5 protein-coding genes and 1 riboswitch are annotated in these 18,269 nt (G+C 66.4%); of the genes, 2 read left to right on the forward strand and 3 right to left on the reverse strand.

What is annotated here, in order from left to right:
- Positions 1-181: 181 nt before the first annotated feature.
- The 3 genes from LZK98_RS17510 to groES form a co-directional block, all read right to left on the reverse strand.
- On the reverse strand, positions 182-14,686 hold the full coding sequence (locus tag LZK98_RS17510) for an autotransporter-associated beta strand repeat-containing protein (RefSeq protein ID WP_233783803.1): 14,505 nt from the start codon (positions 14,684-14,686) through the stop codon (positions 182-184).
- Positions 14,687-14,948: 262 nt separating this feature from the next.
- Positions 14,949-15,024: riboswitch (cyclic di-GMP riboswitch) on the reverse strand.
- 441 nt (positions 15,025-15,465) lie between these two features.
- Entirely contained in the window at positions 15,466-17,085 is a 1,620-nt protein-coding gene (gene groL, locus LZK98_RS17515) for a chaperonin GroEL (protein ID WP_233783804.1), read from the reverse strand.
- Positions 17,086-17,122: 37 nt separating this feature from the next.
- On the reverse strand, positions 17,123-17,437 hold the full coding sequence (groES, locus tag LZK98_RS17520) for a co-chaperone GroES (RefSeq protein WP_233783805.1): 315 nt from the start codon (positions 17,435-17,437) through the stop codon (positions 17,123-17,125).
- A gap of 156 nt (positions 17,438-17,593) precedes the next feature.
- On the opposite strand from groES, the gene LZK98_RS17525 reads away from it, so the two are divergent.
- Positions 17,594-17,929 carry a hypothetical protein gene (locus LZK98_RS17525; RefSeq protein WP_233786677.1) on the forward strand — a complete coding sequence of 112 codons (336 nt, stop codon included), beginning with the start codon at positions 17,594-17,596 and terminating at the stop codon, positions 17,927-17,929.
- The gene (locus tag LZK98_RS17530; RefSeq protein WP_233783806.1) at positions 17,926-18,195 is read left to right on the forward strand and encodes an usg protein; all 270 of its coding nucleotides are present in this window, start codon (positions 17,926-17,928) and stop codon (positions 18,193-18,195) included. The genes LZK98_RS17525 and LZK98_RS17530 overlap by 4 nt, the downstream gene beginning before the upstream one ends.
- Positions 18,196-18,269 lie beyond the last annotated feature (74 nt).

Raw genomic sequence — 18,269 nt, forward strand, 5'->3', positions numbered from 1 at the left:
CATATGCTCGGACTCGGACGGGCAGATCGGCCTGAGCCGCTATTGAGCTGGAGGCGCGATTGGCAGAACTCTCGGTTGTTTCGTTAGGGTTTGTCCTGCTGGTCGCGTCGCTGGTGGCGTGTCCAGTCCCAGATGCTTTGGGCCGGCTCGCGGGCTGATGGGGTGCGAGCCGGCCCCAACCTCAAAACGCAAGCCGGAGGCCGGCGATGGCCTTGAGGCTGTAGCTCTTGGCGAAGTCGTTGAGGGCGGTATTCGCCGAGGTTTCGGTGAACAGGGTCAGGCGATCACCGATCAGCAAGCTGCCGCCGAGGCCCAGTTCGCCCCACAGGCGATGGTTCTGCCGCGCGATCGGCGTGCCGGAGACGTCGGTGACGGTGCCATCGAGCCATTCGTAGCTGAGGTTCGCCACGCCATAGAGATGGCTCCTCGCATCCTGCCGGTCGACCGACAGGCCCCAGCGGGTCTTGAGGCTGTCGCCGAGGTCGGACGAGACCAGCGCACCATTGGGATCGGTGAACCGGTCGAACTTGACCGTCTGGTAGACGACCTGGATCTGCGGCGTGACCGACAGCGTCCGGCCTACGGACGAGCGCTTGCCGACCTCGACGCTGTAAGCCTGGCCGGTGCCGTTATTGCCGTCGGCAAGCGTGCCGAGCACCGTGGAGCGGAGCTTGCTGTCGAACCAGGTCACCTGGGCCCGGCCGTCGACGTAGAACCCCTCAGGCCCGAACCAGGTCAGCGTGGCGCCCGCGCTGTAGCCCTTGGTCTTGATGCTGCCGTTGCCATAGATCGAGCCGATGCTGGCGATCGCCTCGCCATAGCCGCCGAGCACGCCCAGCACGAGGCTGGCGCCGTCGCTGCGCTCGCTCAGCACATGGTCGGCGCCGACCTCGAGCTTCCAGCTGTCGACGTTGACGTCCGAGAGGCTGGTCGAGAACGCGGCATTCGGCCGCGAGCGGCTGGACTGCATCCGGCCCCAGATGCCGGAGGGTTTGCCGCTCTCGGTCTCGGCCCACTGCCGGTTGCCGATCCGCTGCTGCAGCGTGCCGACCTCGGTCAGCGTGAGCAGCGTCTGGCCATAGGCCTCGTAGATCGGCACGCCGGGCTGGTAGAGCGGCGCCTGCGGCTCATTGGGCTGGCTCGGCGGGTTGAGCAGCGCCGAGCGCAGGTACCAGTCGCCGTCGGTCGGGATGGCGACCCCGCCCTTGTAGAGCCGGTAGCCATAGGCGCCGGCGATCACCGCAGGATCGCCCTGGAACACATAGTCGCCGTTGAGCGTGAAGCTGCCGTCGGAGGTGCCGGTCACGTCAATGATCTTGATGCCCTCGACCGTCTGCGCGCCGAGGCCGCCGCGGTTGACCACGTCGATCGTCGTGCTTCCCGCCGTGCCGCCGTTCACCACGAGGCGATCGGTCTGCGAGCTGTCGCCGCCGAGCACGGTCTCGATCTCCAGGCGACCGCCCGAGCCGGTGTAGCTGCCACCCACGGTCAGCGTGCCGAACCCGCCCTGGCCAGGTGCCACGATGCCGGCATTGGCGACGCTGCCGACCGCGCCGGTGCCTTCGAGGCGGCTGCCGCCGTTGACCGCAACCGCACTGCCCAGCTTGCCGGTCACCGCCAATGTACCGGCCGCGACGGTGGTCGCGCCGGTATAGCCGCTGCTGTCGCCGGTCAGGAGCAGCGTGCCGGCGCCAGCCTTGGTGAGCGCACCGGTGCCGGTAAGCTGACCGCCCAGCGTGAACGTGGTGGCGTCCGCGGTCGAGATCGTTCCCGCGCCGGCCAAGGTCACGGCGCGGCCGCTGGCCAGGCTCGCGCTGATCGCCAGCGTGCCACCGTCCAGGCTGACGCCTCCGGCGGCAGCGCCGAGGTTCGCATCAGCCGCGATCCGCACCGTACCGCCGTTGATCGCGGTGCCGCCGGTGTAGCTGTTGGTACCGCCGAGCACGAGCGTGCCGGCATCGGTCTTGATCAGCTGCGTGTCGCCCGAGAGCGCCGCGTTGATGGTCGCGGTGAAGCCGGCGCCCGCCGTGCTGCCGTCACCGACCCGGATGGTCGACTGCGGCCCGGTCAGCGCGATGCTGCCGCCGGTGATCGTATAGCCGTTGGCGGCGAACTGCAGGCCGGCTGCGGTCACCTGGCCCAAGCCGTTGTCGACCGTGACCGTCCCGCCGGTGCCGCCGAACACCGCGAACGCGCCGTCCGAATAGGCCGCGTTCACCGTGCCGCCGGCATTGGTCCAGTTGTCGTTGCCGGCGCTCGCCTGCCAGATACCGTTGCCGCCCTGGATCACCCCATCGTTCTTGGGTCCGGCGGCGCCGTCCCAGAAGCCGAGCGCGAGGCCGGCCGAGTTCACCAGGTTGACCTGGCCGGCGATCGAGGTCTGCACCGCGACATTGCTGCCGCCGGGCAGCGTGCCGAGCGTCAGCCCGTTATTGGTCAGCGTGCCGCCATAGTTGAACACGCGGTACACGCCGACATCGAATGCGCCGCCGGTCGGCACGGTCACGTCGATCGTGCCGTCGAGGATCAGGTCGCCGCCGATGTTGACGAGGTCGTTGAGCGCGCCGCCGGCGACACCGGCCTGGCCGAACTCGTAGGCGAGCGTCGTGCCGGCCGACAGCGACAGGTTGCCGCCGACGGTGAGCGTGCCGGCGCCGCCCGCGCCCGGGGTGAGGGTCGCCCCGTCCGCCAGCGTCACATCGCCGCCGATCGTGCCGGTGCCGCCGAGGCTCGCCCCCGCGGCGACCGTGGTCGCACCGGTCGCGCCCGCATAGTTGCCGTTGACCAGCAGTGCGCCGGCGGCGACGCTGGTCGCGCCCGCGTAGGCGCCGGTCCCCGAAAGCACCAGCGTACCCGCGCCACTCTTGGTCAGACTACCCGCGCCCGAGACGGCACCGGTCAGAGTCAACGTCGTACCCGCATCGGTGAGCAAGGTGCCCGCGTCGGCAAGATCGACACTGCGCCCCGAGCTGAAGCTGGCAGTGGTGTTGAGCGCGCCGCCATTGAAGCTGAGCCCGCCCGACGCAGCGCCGAGATTGGCGTCGCTTGCGATCCGCACCGTGCCGCCGTTGATCGCAGTGCCGCCGGTGTAGCTGTTCGCGCCGGTCAGCACGAGCGTGCCGAGGTCGGTCTTGACCAGCTGCGTATTGCCGGCGAGCTCGCTAGCGATGGTCGCGGTGTAGCCCGCCCCGCCTGCGGTGCCGTCGCCGACCCGGATCACCGATTGCGGACCGGTCAGGGTCAGCGCGTCGCCGGCGATCGTATAGCCATTGGCCGCGAACTGCAGGCCCGAGGCGGTGACCGCGCCCAGGCCGTTGTCGATCGTGACCGTTCCCGCGGTGCCGGTGAAGATCGCGAACGCGCCGTCGTCGAACGGCGCGTTGACCGCGCCGGTCGCGTCAGCCCAGTTGTCGTTGCCGGTGCCGGCCTGCCAGACGCCGTCGCCGCCATCGACCGCGCCGTTGAACTTCGGTCCGGCTGCGCCGTCCCAGAAGTTGAGCGTCGCGCCGCCAACGTTGATCAGGTTGACCTGATTGGCGACCGCGGTCTGCACGAACACGTCGGCGCCAGCCGGCAGCGTGCCGAGCGCGAGGCCGTTGTCGGTCAGCGTGCCGGCATAGTTGGCGATCCGGTAGAGGCCGATGTCGAACGCTCCACTGGGCGTGACCGCGACGTTGAGCGTGCCGTCGAGGGTCAAGTCGCCGCCGACATTGACCACGTCGTTGAGCGGATCGCCCGGCGCATTCGCCCGGCCGAACTCGAAGGCAAGCTGCGAGCCAGCACCCAACGATAGGTCGCCGTTGATGGTGAGCGCGCCCGCCCCGCCGGCGCCCGGCGTCAGCGTCGCGCCGTCAGCGATGACGACATCGCCACCAATCGTACCGGTGCCGCCCAGCGTCGCGCCCGAGGCGACGCTGGTGAGCCCGGTCGCCGCCGACTGGTTGCCGTTGACCAGCAGCGTGCCGGCGGTAACGTCGGTGGTTCCGGTGTAACTGTTGGCGCCGCTCATCGTGAACGTGCCGGTGCCGGTCTTCACCAGCGCACCGCCGGTGCCGGTGATCGCCCCCGACAAGGCCGTGCTGTTGCTCGTCCCGAAGGTCAGCGTCTTGCCGCCGAGCGCAACCGCGCCCGCGCCCGAGAGGTCGCCGATGGTGGTACCTGGTCCGGCCAGACCGGCGATGCTGAAGGCGCCGCCCGCCTTCACGTCAACTGCGCCGCCCGCATAGAGCGAGCCATTGCCGATCAGCTCGAAGCTGCCCGACAAGACGGTAGTGCCGCCGGTATAGCTGTTGGCCTCGAAGAAGCGCACCGCGCCGTTCGGCGCCGCGACCACGACGCTACCGCCGGTGCCGCCGCCGATGCCGCCGTCGGTGATCGTGCCCGACCAGTCGCTGAACGAGTTACCGAAGCCGAGCGTCAGCGTCTTGGAGCCGAGCGCGATCGTGCCCGCAGGGCCGCTGTTGAGCTGGATGACGCGCGCACCGACATCGGCCTGGGAGATGTCGAAGACGGTGCCCGCGCCGACGACCAGATTGCCGGCACCGATCGTGCCGGCACCGGCCAACGCCAGCGTGCCGCCGGCGATGACGGTCCGGTTGGCATAGGTGTTGACGCCCGTCAGGGTAAGCGTGCCCGAGCCGATCTTGTCGAGGAAGTTGCCGGCCTGGTTGTTGGCCCCGTTGCCGATGGTGCCGGTCAGCGTGACATCGAACCCTTGGGTGTCGATCCGGTTGGAGTCCGGGCTGCCGACCAGGATGTCGCGCGCCGAGGTGAACGAGGCGCCGGCCTGCAGCGTGCCCCCCTGGAGCGACAGCGTGCCCGCCACGTCGCCGAGATTGGCGTCGCTCGAGATCTGCACCGTGCCGCTGTCGACGAGCGTGCCGCCGCTATAGCTGTTGATGCCGGTCAGCGTCAGGACACCGCTGCCGCGCTTGGTAAGAGAACCCGTGCCCGAGATCGTGCCATCGAGGTTGAGCGTACCCGAGCGATCGACCACCAGCGCCCCCTCATTGTCGATGTCGCCGGTGATGCTGCCGGTCGCGCCGCCATTGCCGATCTGCAGCGTGCCGCCGTCGATCGTGGTGCCGCCGGTGTAGCTATTGGTGCCGGTGAGTATGAGCCTGCCCGCATCGGTCTTGACCAGCCCCGCGCTGCCGGTGAGTTCGCTTGCGATCGTTGCGGTGAAGCTCGCGCCCGCCACGCTGCCGTCGCCGACCTGGACGATCGCCTGGGCCCCGGTCAGGGTCAACGGGCCGCCCGTGACGGTGTAGCCGTCGCTCGCGAATTGCATCCCCGATGCGAGAACGTTGCCGCCAGCATTGTCGACCGTCACCGTTCCCGGTGCGGCCGAGAAGATCGCGAAGGTGTTCTGCGCATAATCGGCGTTCACCGCACCGGTGGCGTCGGTCCAGTCGTTGGAACCGCCGCCGACGCGCCACACGCCGTTGCCGCCGTTGACGGCGCCGTCGTTCTTGGGCCCGGCATCGCCGTCCCAGAAGCTCAAGGTCAGGCCGGCGGTGTTGACGAGGTTGACCTGCCCCGCGACCGCCGTCTGAACCGACACCGCGCTGCCGCCCGGCAGGGTGCCCAGCGCCAGGCCGCTGTCGGTGAGCGAGCCGCCATAGTTGAACACGCGGTAGATGCCCGGCCCGAAGCTGCCGCTAGCCGGAACCGACACGTTGATCGTGCCGTCGAGGGTGAGGTTGCCACCCACGTTAACGAGATCGTTGAGCGTCCCGCCCGCAACATTGGCCTCGCCGAACTGGAAGTCGAGCACCGAGCCGGAGCTCAGCGCCAGGTTGCCGTTGATCGTGAGCGTTCCGACGCTGAAGAGGGTGCCGCCCGGATCAAGGGCCGCGCCATCGGCGAGCGCGACATTGCCGCCGATGATGCCCGAGCCGCTGAGCGTTGCGCCCGACGCGACGCTCATCGCGCCGGTCGCCGCCGACTGGTCGCCATTGACGAACATCTGGCCCGCGGTCACGGCGACATCGCCGCCGAAGCTGTTGTTCCCGGTGAGCATAAGGATGCCGGTGCCGGCCTTGGTGAACCCGCCCGCTCCGGAGACCGACCCGAAAAGCGTCAGCGACGTGCCGGCATCAGTCAACAGCGTTCCCGTGCCGAGAAGGTTGACTGACCGGCCGGATGCCATCGCAGTGGTCGTGTTGAGTGTGCCGCCATTGAGGCTGAGTGCCCCCGCCGCGTCGCCAAGCTGGGTATCGCCGGAGATGCGGAGCGTGCCGGCGTCGATTCGCGTGCCGCCGCTGTAGGTATTGGCCCGCGTCAGCACCAGCGTGCCGAGGTCGGCCTTGACCAGCTGGGTGGCGCCGAAGATCCTGGTGTCGAGTGTCGCCGTCATGCCGAGGCCGGCCGCCGTTCCATCGCCGACGCGGATCACCGATTCAGGTCCGACAAGGGTCAGGTTCTGACCGGTGATCGTGTAGCCGTCGCTCGCGAACTGCAGGCCCGAAGCGGTGACTGCGCCCAGGCTGTTGTCGATGTCGACCGTGCCCGCTGCCGCGGCGAAGATGGCAAAGCTGGCGTCGGTATAGGCACCGCTCGCCGCACCATCGGTGGCGGTCCAGTCGTTGTTGCCGCTGCTGTTCTGCCAGGTGCCGTCGCCGCCATCGACGGAGTTGTTGCTCTCGTTCGCGGGGGCCGCGCCGTCCCAGAAGTTGAACGTGCCACCCGCCGCGTTCACGAGATTGACCTGCCCGTCGATCGAGGTCTGCACCGCAACCGTGCTGCCCGCCGGCATCGTGCCGACATCGAGGCCATTGTTGGTCAGCGCACCGCCATAGCTGATCACGCGATAGAGACCGGGGCCGAAGCTGCCGCCCGGTGAGACGGTCACGTCGATCGTGCCGTCGAGAGCGAGATCGCCGGCGACTTCGGTCAGGTCGTTGAGTGGGCCACCAACTACATTCGACTGGCCGAACTCATAGGCGAGCACCGCGTTCGGGCTGAAGCCGAGATTGCCGTTGACGTGGAGCGTGCCCGGGCCGGTCGCATCCCCTGGGGTCAGCGTCGCACCGCCGCCGACGAAGACATCGCCGCCGATCGTGCCGATGCCGCCCAGCGCGCCGCCGCCGAGCACGTTGGTGGCGCCGACCGCCGCGGTCTGGTTGCCGTTGATCAGCAACGTCCCGGACGAGATCACCGTCGATCCGGTGTAGCTGTTGGCGGCGGTGAGGATCGTGGTGCCGGTGCCCTCCTGGCGGACAGTACCCGTGCCGGAGATCGTGCCGGCGAAGCTGTAGTCGCTCGAACGGTTGAAGGTCAGCGTACCTTGATTGGCGACATTGCCGACGATCGAGCCGCTCGTCCCGCCATTGCCGAGCTGCAGCATGCCCTGGCTGATCGTCGTGCCGCCCGTATAGCTGCTGTCGGCGGTCAGGATGGTCGCGCCGGTGCCGGCCTGATCGATCGCGCCCGTGCCCGAAATGGTGCCCGCGAAAATCGCGCCGTCCGATCGGTTGAACGCCAGCGTGCCGCTGTTGGCGACATTGCCGGCAATCGAACCGGTCGTGCCGCCGTTACCGATCTGGAGCGTGCCGGCGCTGACCGTCGTACCGCCCGCATAGCTGTTCGCCGCGGTCAGGACGAGCGCCCCGGCACCATCCTTGGTCAGCGCGCCCGCGCCCGAGACCGCGCCGTTCAGCGTCAGCGTCGTTGCCGCGTCGGTGAGGAACGTGCCGGCGCCGGCAAGGTCGACAGCACGGTTCGAACCGAAGGTCGCGGTGGTGTTGAGCGTACCGCCGTTGATGCTGAGGCCGCCGGTCGCATCGCCGAGATTGGCATCGGCGGAGATACTGAGCGTGCCGCCGTTGATCGCGGTCCCGCCGGTGTAGGTGTTGGTGCCCGAGAGCACGAGCGTGCCCGCATCGGTCTTCACCAGCTGCGTGGTGCCACTCAGGTTGGAGGCGATCGTCGCTGTATAGCCCGCGCCCGCCGGCGTGCCGTCGCCGACGCGGATGGTCGACTGCAGGCCCGCCTGGCCGCTGTCGTCGACCAGCGTGAGGTCGCCGCCTTGAATGGTGTAGCCGTTCGCGGCGAACTGCATGCCGACGGCCTGGACCGGACCGTTAGTGTTGTCGACGGCGACGGTGCCGCCCGTCCCCTGGAAGATCGCGAAGCTGGTATTGGCGAAGGGCGCCGCGAAGATGCCGGTGTTGTCTGTCCAGTTCACGTCACCGGCGGCACGCCAGGTGCCGCTCCCGCCGTTGATGACGCCGTCGGCACGCGGCCCGGCATCGCCGTCCCAGAAGCTCAGCGTCAGGCCCGCCGAGTTGACCAGATTGACCTGGTTCGCCACCGAGGTCTGCACCAGATATCCCGGCGAGCCGACCGTGACCCCGTTGTCGGTGAGCGTGCCGCCATAATTGAACATGCGATAAACGCCGGGGCCGAACGTGCCGCCGGCCGACTGGGTGACGTTCAGCGTGCCGTCGAGTGTCAGGTTGCCACCGACATTGACCAGGTCGTTCAAGAGACCGCCCGGGACATTGGCCTGGCCGAATTCGAAGTTGAGCTGGGTCGTATTGGCGAGCGTGAGGTTGCCGTTGATCGTCAGTGTGCCGACGCCGTTCGAACCCGCCGCGAGCGTTCCGCCATTGAGAATGTTGACATTGCCGCCGATCGTCCCGGTGCCGCCGAGCGTCGCGCCCGACGCCACGCTGGTGAGCCCCGTCGCTCCCGACTGGTTGCCGTTGATCAGCAGAGTGCCGGCGTTGATGCCGGTCGCACCCGTATAGGTGCTGCTGCCGGTGAAGATCGTCGTGCCACTGCCATTATGTTGGACGAAGCCGGTTCCGGAAATCGCGCCTGCGTAGGTCGAGGTGCCCGCGCGGTTGAACCTCAGCGTGCCGCTATTCGCGATGTCCCCGACGAGCGTCCCGGTCGCGGTACCATCGCCAATCTCCATCCTGCCGGCGGCGACGGTCACGCCATTGACGTAGCTATGGTCGCCTGTCAGCGTTAAGATACCGCCCAAGGTTTTGGTGAGCGTCTCGAAGCCGGTGACGTTCGCGCCGTTCAGCGCACGGAAATTCGCGTTGTTGACCTGCAGCGCATCAGTACCCGTACCGCCGGCTACACTGCCGCTGAATGTTCCCGGATCGTTGAACACCAGGGTATCGTTGCCGTCACCGAGTGAAAGCGTGCCCGCGCCGGTGTTCAGCGCCCCCGTGACGTTGATGACGTCGCGGCCGCCGCCGAGATCACCTGCCGCGCGCAGTGTTCCGCCGGAATTGATATTGATCGTGCTGGCGCCCGTATCGCCGGTGAACGTCGCAATACCGCCCGCTGCGGCGCCCATCGTGGCGTTCACGTTCAGCGTCGAGGTGCCGGTCATCGCGACGGTTTGCGTCGTCAGGGCGCCGTTGACGTTCAGCGTGCCCGCGCTGATCGTGGCGGCACCTGCCGTGTTGGCGGCGGTGAGCGTGGTCGTCCCGGTTCCGATCTGCGCGATCGTGCCGGTGCCGGTGATCGTCCCGCCGAACGTGTAGGCGTCGTTGCGGTTGAACGCGAGCGTACCGCTGTTGGCGATGCTGCCGCCTATCGAGCCGGTCGCCCCGCCGTTGCCCAGCTGGAGCGTGCCCGCGCTGATCGTCGTCCCACCCGTATAGGTGCTGTTGCCGGTGAGGATCGTCGTGCCGGTGCCCGCCTGGGTCACGCCGCCGGAGCCCTGGATGGTGCCGGCATAGGTCACCGTATCCGAACGATTGAAGCCGAGCGCGCCGAAGCCGGTCACGTTGACGATGCTGCTGGTGATCGAGCCGGTGGTGCCGCCGTTGCCGATGAACAGCGTACCGGCGTTGATGTTGGTCGGCCCGGTATAGGTGCTGTTGCCGGTGAGGTACCAGTTGCCGGTATCGTTCTTCGCAACCGTGGTCGCGCCGCCCGTACCGTCGGTGATGCTGACGCCCATGATGTTGACGTCGGTATTGGTGCCGCCCAATGCAAAGATGCGCGTACCGTTGCCCTGGAACCCCATGGTTCCGGTATTGGTGAAGGTGATCGCCCCGGTGCCCGACGATTCGATGAAGCTGACGCCGGTCTGAAGCGTAAACAGGCGGTTGGTCGAATCCCCGGCACCCGTGTAGCGCAAGGTCGAGCCCGAGCCGATCACGAGGTTGGTCGCGTCGAGGCCCGATCGGCCGATGCTGCTCGCCTGGCCGCCGTCCGCAAGCTTGTCGACCCCGAGCACGCCGCCGAGGATGCTGGTGACGCCGGTATAGGTGCTGCCGGTATTAGTCAGGATCCAGGTGCCGGCATCTTCCTTGGTGAACGAGGTGACGCCGGATCCGTTATCGGTAATCTGGAGCGCGAAGCTATTGTTAGCCGTGTTCGTGCCGCCGAGCCTGATGGTCTGCGCAGTGCCGGGGCTGTCGAACGCGATGGCCCCCGTATTGGTGAAGGCGAGCGCCCCGGTTCCCGACGCCTCGATCTTGCTGCCCGACGAAGCACCGAGCGTGAACAGGCGATCGGTACTTCCGCCGGCGCCGATATAGCGCAAGGTGCCGCCGTTGAGCACCAGATTGCCGGCCGCCGCGCCTGAATCGCCGATCGAGCTGGCTGCACCACCAATGTTCAAGCAGCTGACGGCGAGCACGCCGCTGCTGACGGTCGTGGTGCCGTCATAGGTGCTGCTGCAGCTGGTCAGCTCCTGGACCCTGCCGACATTGTTTACGTTTGCGGTCATGACAAGATCGCCGGTCCCGCTGATGGCACCGGCATAGGAGCGGACGTCGACGGCGCTGATCGTCAATGTCCCGCTGCCAAGGTCGATATTGCCGCCATTGGCGCCGCCGCCGATCAGCGCGGTCACCACCGCATCGTTGTCGTTCAGGTCCAACAGTACGCCGGCGGTGTTATCCAGCGTCATATAACCCTGCGGACCGAATGCATTGTCCGCCCCCGCGCGCAGCACGCCGGCGAAGACCCGGATGTTGCCGGTATGGGTGTTGGCCCCCGAAAGCACGAGCGTGCCGGCACCCTCTTTGTTCAGGGTTCCGGCGCCGGTGACGACGCCTTCGAACTCCAGCGACGCCGCGGGATCGTTCACGTTGAGGAAATTGTTCCCGCTCTGCAGGGTGAAGCCGCGGTCGATGCTGACGTTGGCGCCCGTGTACGTGAGCCGGCCGCCAATAAAGACGAGGTTCGAGGAAGCGTTGCCCGATGCGCCGATGCCGCTGGCGAAGCTGCCGTCGGCCAGGCAATCGGTAGAGATCGTGCCGCTGTTGATGGTGGTGGCACCGGTATAAGTGTTGTTGCACCCCGAGAATGTCTGAACTCCGGCGCCGGTGCGAATCAAGGCACCGCTACCGCCGATCACGCCGCTGAACGTACTCGTGCCGCCACTCAGCGTCAGAGCGCTTGTTCCGAGATTGGTCACCGTCCCGGAGCCCGCGAGCGACCCGATCGTGAGACTCTGGTTGTTCACGTCGAGCGTGCCGCCGGCATTCACCGTCATCGTGCCGGTGCCAAAGGCCTGGGTCGATCCGGCGCGCAAGATCCCGGCATTGACGATGGTTCCGCCGGAATAGGTGTTGACGCCGGAGAGTATGAGCGTTCCGGCGCCGCTTTTGCTTAGCGTCCCCGTACCGGCAGCAACACCGCTCACGGTCAGCGTCGTGCTGCCTTGAGCGACGTCGATCGCGCCCCCGCCGGTTCCAAGCGTGAAGCCGCGATTGGTGCTTGCGGTGCCGCCGGTATACTCGAGCTCGCCGCCCGTCTGGAGCACGAGGTTGGTCGAGGCGGCCGAGGACGCGCCGAGCGTGCTGGCCCCGCCGCCGTTGCCGATCGACGAAATCGCCAGCGTGCCGTCGCTGATCGTGGTGATGCCGGTATAGTCGCTGCCAGCATTGGTAAGTGTCAGCGTACCGTCGCCGATCTTGGTGAGCCCGGCAGCGTCGGGGCTGGTGACTTGTCCACTGAAGGTCAGGTTCGCCGCCGCGCCCGTGATGGAGATCGTGCCTGCGGTGGTCGCGCCCGAGCGCGTCAGTGTGAATCCGCGATCGGAAATTGTCGTCCCGCCGGTATATTCCAGCGTCGCACCCTGGATCACCAGGTTCGAGGCGTCGGCGGTCGACGCGCCGACGGCACTCGCGGCGTTGCCGTTTCCGATCGAATTGACCGAAAGCGTGCCTTGAGCGACGGTCGTCGCGCCGGTGTAGCTGTTGCTGCCGCTGACGACGACTCTGCCCGTGCCCGACTTGGTGAAGCCGATCGTGCCCGTATTGTCGACGATCTGCGAGGCGATGGTCAGGGTGCCGGCGCCGTTCTGCTGGACGCCGAGCACGCCGCCGCCCGACGTGCCGGTCAGATTGCCACCGGTGATCGTCTGGTTGTTGGTCAGAACGGATGGCGCGACGATGATCGATCCGTCCACGCCCAAGGTCTGGCCGCCCGCAATCGTCACCGTTGTCGTGGCGTCGGGGGTCGTGAACTGTAGGCCGCCGAGCTGAACCGAGCTTCCGACGGTACCGAAGAAGCTGTCGGCATCGCCGTCGCTGTCGGAGATGAACTGGCCGTTCGCCCAGAGCGACGCGTCGTCCTGATCCGTGTAGTCGGCATCGGTGAAGGCGACGATGTTGCCGCCCACCACTTTGGCATAGTCGGTGCCGTTGACCGTGGCCCAGCCGCCCAGCGCACCGGCGCCGTTGGTGGTGGTAATCGCCCCCGCAGTCGGGAGCACGAAGTTTGCAAGGCCACCGGTGCGGGTGATTGTCCCTAGGTTCAGCGTTAGGCTTCCCGCACCTCCCGAAGTGGTCCTGATCGTGTTGTTGCCGCCGGTGATCGTCAGGCCATTGAAGCTTTGGCTGTTGATTTCGCCGGCGGCGCCGGTGATGGTGAGCGTACCTCCGCCCATGCTGAGCGCCGACGCGCTTGAAAGGATATTACTGGCCGGTAAACCGGCCGGTGAGAAATCAAGGACCAGCGTGCCGCCGCCGACCGTGGTCGCTCCGGTGTAAGTGCTGGCGCCGGTGAGCGTCAGCGTGCCGGCGCCGAGCTTGGTCAGTCCGCCGGTGCCGACGATGCTGCCGGCATAGGAGCTGTTCGTGGCGCTACTGACCGTGAGTACGGCGCTTCCGAGCGCAACCGTGCCGCCCGTACCGTTGAGTGTGGGCGTCGCTAGAGCAAAGCTATTGAGATCGAGAGTACCGCCGTTGACCGTGATTCCGGTTGTCGCCCCGAACGCGCCGGCGCTGCCGGCCCGCAACGTGCCGCCGTTCACGGTTGTCGCACCGGAATAGGTGTTGGCGCGGGTCAACTCCCAGACGCCCGAACCCTCGCGGGTCAAGCCGCCGACACCGGAAATCTCGCCGGAAAATGTGCTGGTTCCGGTCGAGCTGCCGCCAAACGTAAGCGTATCGGTCCCACCGGCGACGAACGAGAGGTTGCCGGTAAGATTGAGGCTGCCCGTGCCGTCATTGCGGATCGCGGTCAGGCCGTTGCTGGTCCAGGCCCGGTTGCTGCTCGCACCGGACCCGGTATAGGATAAGGTGCCTGCAAGAGCGACGTTCGATCCTGCGCCCAGGGAACCGTTTACTCCCGAGTCGGAGAGCGCCGTGGCGACGACGACGCCAGCCCCATTTATAGTCGCATTTCCTGTGAAGCTGTTGGCGGTGCCCAGAGTGATTGTGCGGCCCGACGCGGCAGTGAAGCCAGCTGCGCCGGTGCCGCTGATCACTCCCTGCAGATTGAAGTCGCCGGTGTCGGCGTTGAATTCCGTGGCTTGCAACAAAGACATGCCGCCGCTGAGCGTCAGGGCTCCGCTGCCCGAGTTGTTGAACCGGCGGAGCGATCCGCCGCTGAACACCCAGTCGCGGTTCGAGGTGTTGCCGACGCCCCTATAGGTGATGTTGTCGGGCTGTTGGTCTCCCCTCGTGAATGTAATTGTCCCGCCAGCGCCGAGCGAGCTTGCTTCTCCAACATTGCGAACGGAGGTGAAGGTGACGGTCCCGGCAACACCAAAAATACCGTTGAGCGTCACCGTCCCGGTGAAGTTGCTGTTGTCGTTGTTGAGTATGGTCCCGGCACCTACGCTGAGGTTGCCCGAACCCGTGTACAGCGCCGATCCCGCGCCGCCGGCAGTTATGGTGAGCAGCGTTCCTGCCCCGATCGACACTGTTCGGTTCTCTGTCGTGCCCAAATCGACGGTCAATGTTGCGTTGGCCGTGGTCGTGATTGTATTGCTGGCTGCCCCGAACGCGGCGTTGTCGCTGGCGCGCAATGTGCCGCCGCTCAGCGTTATGCCGCCGCTGAACGTGTTCGCTCCGTCCAGGAATAGGATGCCCGCACCTGCCTTGGTGAGACCGTTCGTGCCGGCAAGAACGGAACTGATCGTTGCCGTGCCGGTCACGCCGGTGTTAACGGAGATCGTCGGCGTGGTTCCGGAAAGCGTGAGCGTGTTGCCGGTGAGCTCATAGCCGGCAATGTTGAAGGTGAGATTGTGCGCGGTGATCGGCACGCCCAGCGTTACCGTGCCGGCGGTGCCGCCGAAGATGGCGTTGTCCAGCAGGAGGTTGTTCCAGGGGGCGTCATAGGGGCCGCTTGTGCCATCGGTGTTCGGACTCCAGTTGAGGCCGCTGGTGTCCCAAGTGCCGGTGCCGCCATTGCCGGGCGTGGTGCTATTGGCGTCCCAGTTCCGGTTCGCGTCCTGCGCTTGCGCGACCGAGGGCAACGTCAGGAGTACCAGGGCGGAAAGCGAGCTCGTGCACAGGAGCCGTGCGGGGAGAATTCCGGAGCGAACCCCGCGCCCGTTTTTCCGAACCTTGCTGGTCATCTGGCAGCCCCTTTTTGCACGCACACAGCCCCACCACGGCGAATTTCAGCCATTGGTCAGCACATTCTCGAATGGGATTTTTCCTGGGAGCGTGCGATCTACGAGCACGGTGTCGATCCAGCGTACCCCCGCAGCGCTATATCAGCCGCTCATAGCCCCCCCTGGCAGCCCCGCTAGCTCTTGCGAGCCCGGAGGCTTTGCGTCCTGCCGTCACCGGCAGTTTGCCCTTTCAGCGCATCGTTGCTCGCAACTCCCGCCGCTCAGTGCGCGTGCCGTTCGTCGCGAGCTCCGAACAGCCAATTGGCGCAATTTCGGCCAACGATCCGCCGAACACTAGACACGCCTTATCTTATCAATTCGTTACAATGCGCGTGTCAAGAACTGTTCAGCAGGTTTCGCCCGTAGCCGTTTGTAAACAGATGTAAACTGACAAGGTTATTAGTTAGCATGCATGCAAAGATAGCTGACCGGCAGGTCACGCGGGAAACTGCCCAGCGGCTCATGGGCCGCAAGCCGAAGGCAGGTTTCAAGCTCGACAGTGTTCAAAGCGTACGCCTTCCGGGCCGGACACGGAGGACGCCGTCCGCTGCGTTGGAGCTGCGGTGCTGACAGAATCGCCCCGTCGGTAGTCGTCGCGGCGGGTGGGCTCGGCCGATGGCCGAGCCCATTCTTGTTGATCAATAATCCATCGACGGCACTGGCGCCGGCTTCTCCTCCTTGGGTAGCTCGGCGACCAATGCCTCGGTCGTGATCAGCAGCGATGCCACCGACGCCGCATCCTGGAGTGCGGTACGGACCACCTTCGCCGGATCGATGACACCGGCCTTCACCAGGTCCTCATACTCGCCGCTCGCGGCGTTGAAGCCCCAGTTGTAGTCGGTCTGCTCGAGCAGCTTGCCGACGATATAGGCCCCGTCCTCGCCCGCATTCTCCGCGATCTGCCGCGCGGGCGCTCGCAGGGCGCGCCGAACGATGTCGATGCCGGACTGCTGGTCGTCGTTGGCGGCCTGGAGGCCTTCCAGCGCCTTCAGTGCGCGCAGCAGCGCGATGCCGCCACCCGGCAGGATGCCTTCCTCCACGGCAGCGCGTGTGGCGTGGAGCGCGTCGTCGACGCGGTCCTTCTTCTCCTTGACCTCGACCTCGGTCGCGCCGCCGACGCGGATCACCGCAACGCCGCCGGCAAGCTTGGCGAGGCGCTCCTGCAGCTTCTCGCGATCATAGTCGGACGTGGTCGTCTCGATCTGCTGGCGGATCTGCGCGACGCGGCCATCGATATCGGACTTGGCGCCCACGCCGTCGATGATCGTCGTATTGTCCTTGTCGATCGTGACCTTCTTGGCGCGGCCGAGCATCGAGACGGTGACATTCTCGAGCTTGGTGCCGAGCTCCTCGCTGACGACGTTGCCGCCGGTCAGGATCGCGATATCCTCGAGCATCGCCTTGCGGCGATCGCCGAAGCCCGGCGCCTTGACCGCAGCCACCTTGAGGCCGCCGCGCAGCTTGTTGACGACCAGCGTCGCCAGCGCCTCGCCTTCGACGTCCTCCGCGATGATCAGGAGGGGACGGCCCGACTGCACCACCTTCTCGAGCAGCGGCACCAGCGCCTGGAGATTGGAGAGCTTCTTCTCATGGATCAGGATGTACGGATCATCCAGCTCGACGCGAAGCTTCTCGGTGTTGGTGATGAAATAGGGCGAGAGATAGCCGCGGTCGAACTGCATGCCCTCGACCGTCTCGAGCTCGGTCTCGAGACTCTTGGCTTCTTCGACGGTGATCACGCCCTCGTTGCCGACCTTGTCCATCGCCTCGGCGAGGATGCGGCCGATCTCGGCGTCGCCATTGGCGGAGATGGTCGCGACCTGGGCGATCTCGCTGTTGGCGCTGACCTTCTTCGCATGCGCCTCGAGATCCTTGACCACGGCGTTCACCGCCATGTCGATGCCGCGCTTGACGTCCATCGGGTTCATGCCCGCGGCGACGGCCTTGGAGCCCTCGCGCACGATGGCCTGGGCGAGCACGGTGGCGGTGGTGGTGCCGTCGCCGGCCTGATCGTTCTGCTTGTTGGCGACCTCGCGCAGCATCTGCGCGCCCATGTTCTCGAACTTGTCGGCGAGCTCGATCTCCTTGGCGACGGTGACGCCGTCCTTGGTGATGCGGGGTGCGCCGAAGCTCTTCTCGATCACGACGTTGCGGCCCTTGGGCCCCAACGTCACCTTCACTGCATTCGCAAGCGTATCCACGCCGCGCAGCATGCGATCACGCGCGTCCGACGCAAATTTCACTTCCTTGGCAGCCATTGCTCAAATCACTCCTTTTCTTGCCAATCGGTTGAAGTCAGGCAGCCTTGCGCAGCTCCGCGGCCGTCTCGATCACGCCGAGGATGTCGCTTTCCTTCATGATGAGCAGCTCCTCGCCGTCGATCTTGACCTCGGTGCCGGACCATTTGCCGAACAGGATGCGATCGCCGGGCTCGACCGACAGCGCGACGAGCTTGCCGCTGTCATCGCGCGCGCCCGCGCCGACGGCGACGACTTCGCCCTCCTGCGGTTTTTCCTTCGCAGTGTCGGGAATGATGATGCCGCCCGCGGTCTTCTCCTCGGCCTCGATGCGACGGACGAGCACGCGGTCGTGCAAGGGACGGAAATGCATCTGCAAAACCTCCATTTGCCAGCAATGTTCGTGAAGGGTCGCCGCCCGAATGCGGCACGGCGACCGCGGGCGCCGGAGGAAACGGACAGCCGCTTCCGGACACCCGCAGCGCCTATTTAGCACTCTGGCCCAGCGACTGCCAAGAGGGATTCTTACGTGATCTTGAGCTTGAAGCTGATGATAAGGTTCAACAAATTACCTGCTCGGGCGTTCGTGCCCGAGGAAAAGGAGCGACTGAAGGAAGGAGGTTATCGCGTGTCGAACAGCGCTCGGCTTCCATTCAAGAGTCCGAAGGACGTTCTCACACACTCGGCGATCATGCCCGAGGTCAAACGCATGGTGCTCGCCTCCTGGGCATCCGACCGATTTGCGGTCGAGTCCCAGCCGGCGCTACGCAAGCCGCCTGAGTTGCCGCATCCGGTTCCGGTTGACGATGTGCTCGCGGCTCTTCGCCAGCTCGACAGGCCGGAGGAAGGAGCGAGGGTCCAGTGACCGATCGTGCCCTTCTGGTCCAACTCGAAGGCTATGGGCTGACGCTGGCGGAAATCCACTATCACCGTCCCGACGCGCCGTCGCTGCTGCAGCTGTTCGTCTGGCAGGAATATGATCTGGCGCCCGATTTTCCGGTGCTGCTGGATTTCCTCGATCACTGGCGCCGCGAGATCGAGGCGGCGCTCCATTCGGTGCGGATCGAGCACGAGCGGTTGATCCGGCCGACGGAGTGGCGGGCGGTCGACGGGGTCATCTCGATTCAATGAAAGCGGCCTGATCGGGGCGCCCGCATGAGCAAGCGCGCCGGCGCTACGATCGGCTTCCCAGATCCCTTTCCGAT

The organism is Sphingomonas cannabina, from assembly GCF_021391395.1.
GTDB classification, from domain to species: domain Bacteria; phylum Pseudomonadota; class Alphaproteobacteria; order Sphingomonadales; family Sphingomonadaceae; genus Sphingomonas; species Sphingomonas cannabina.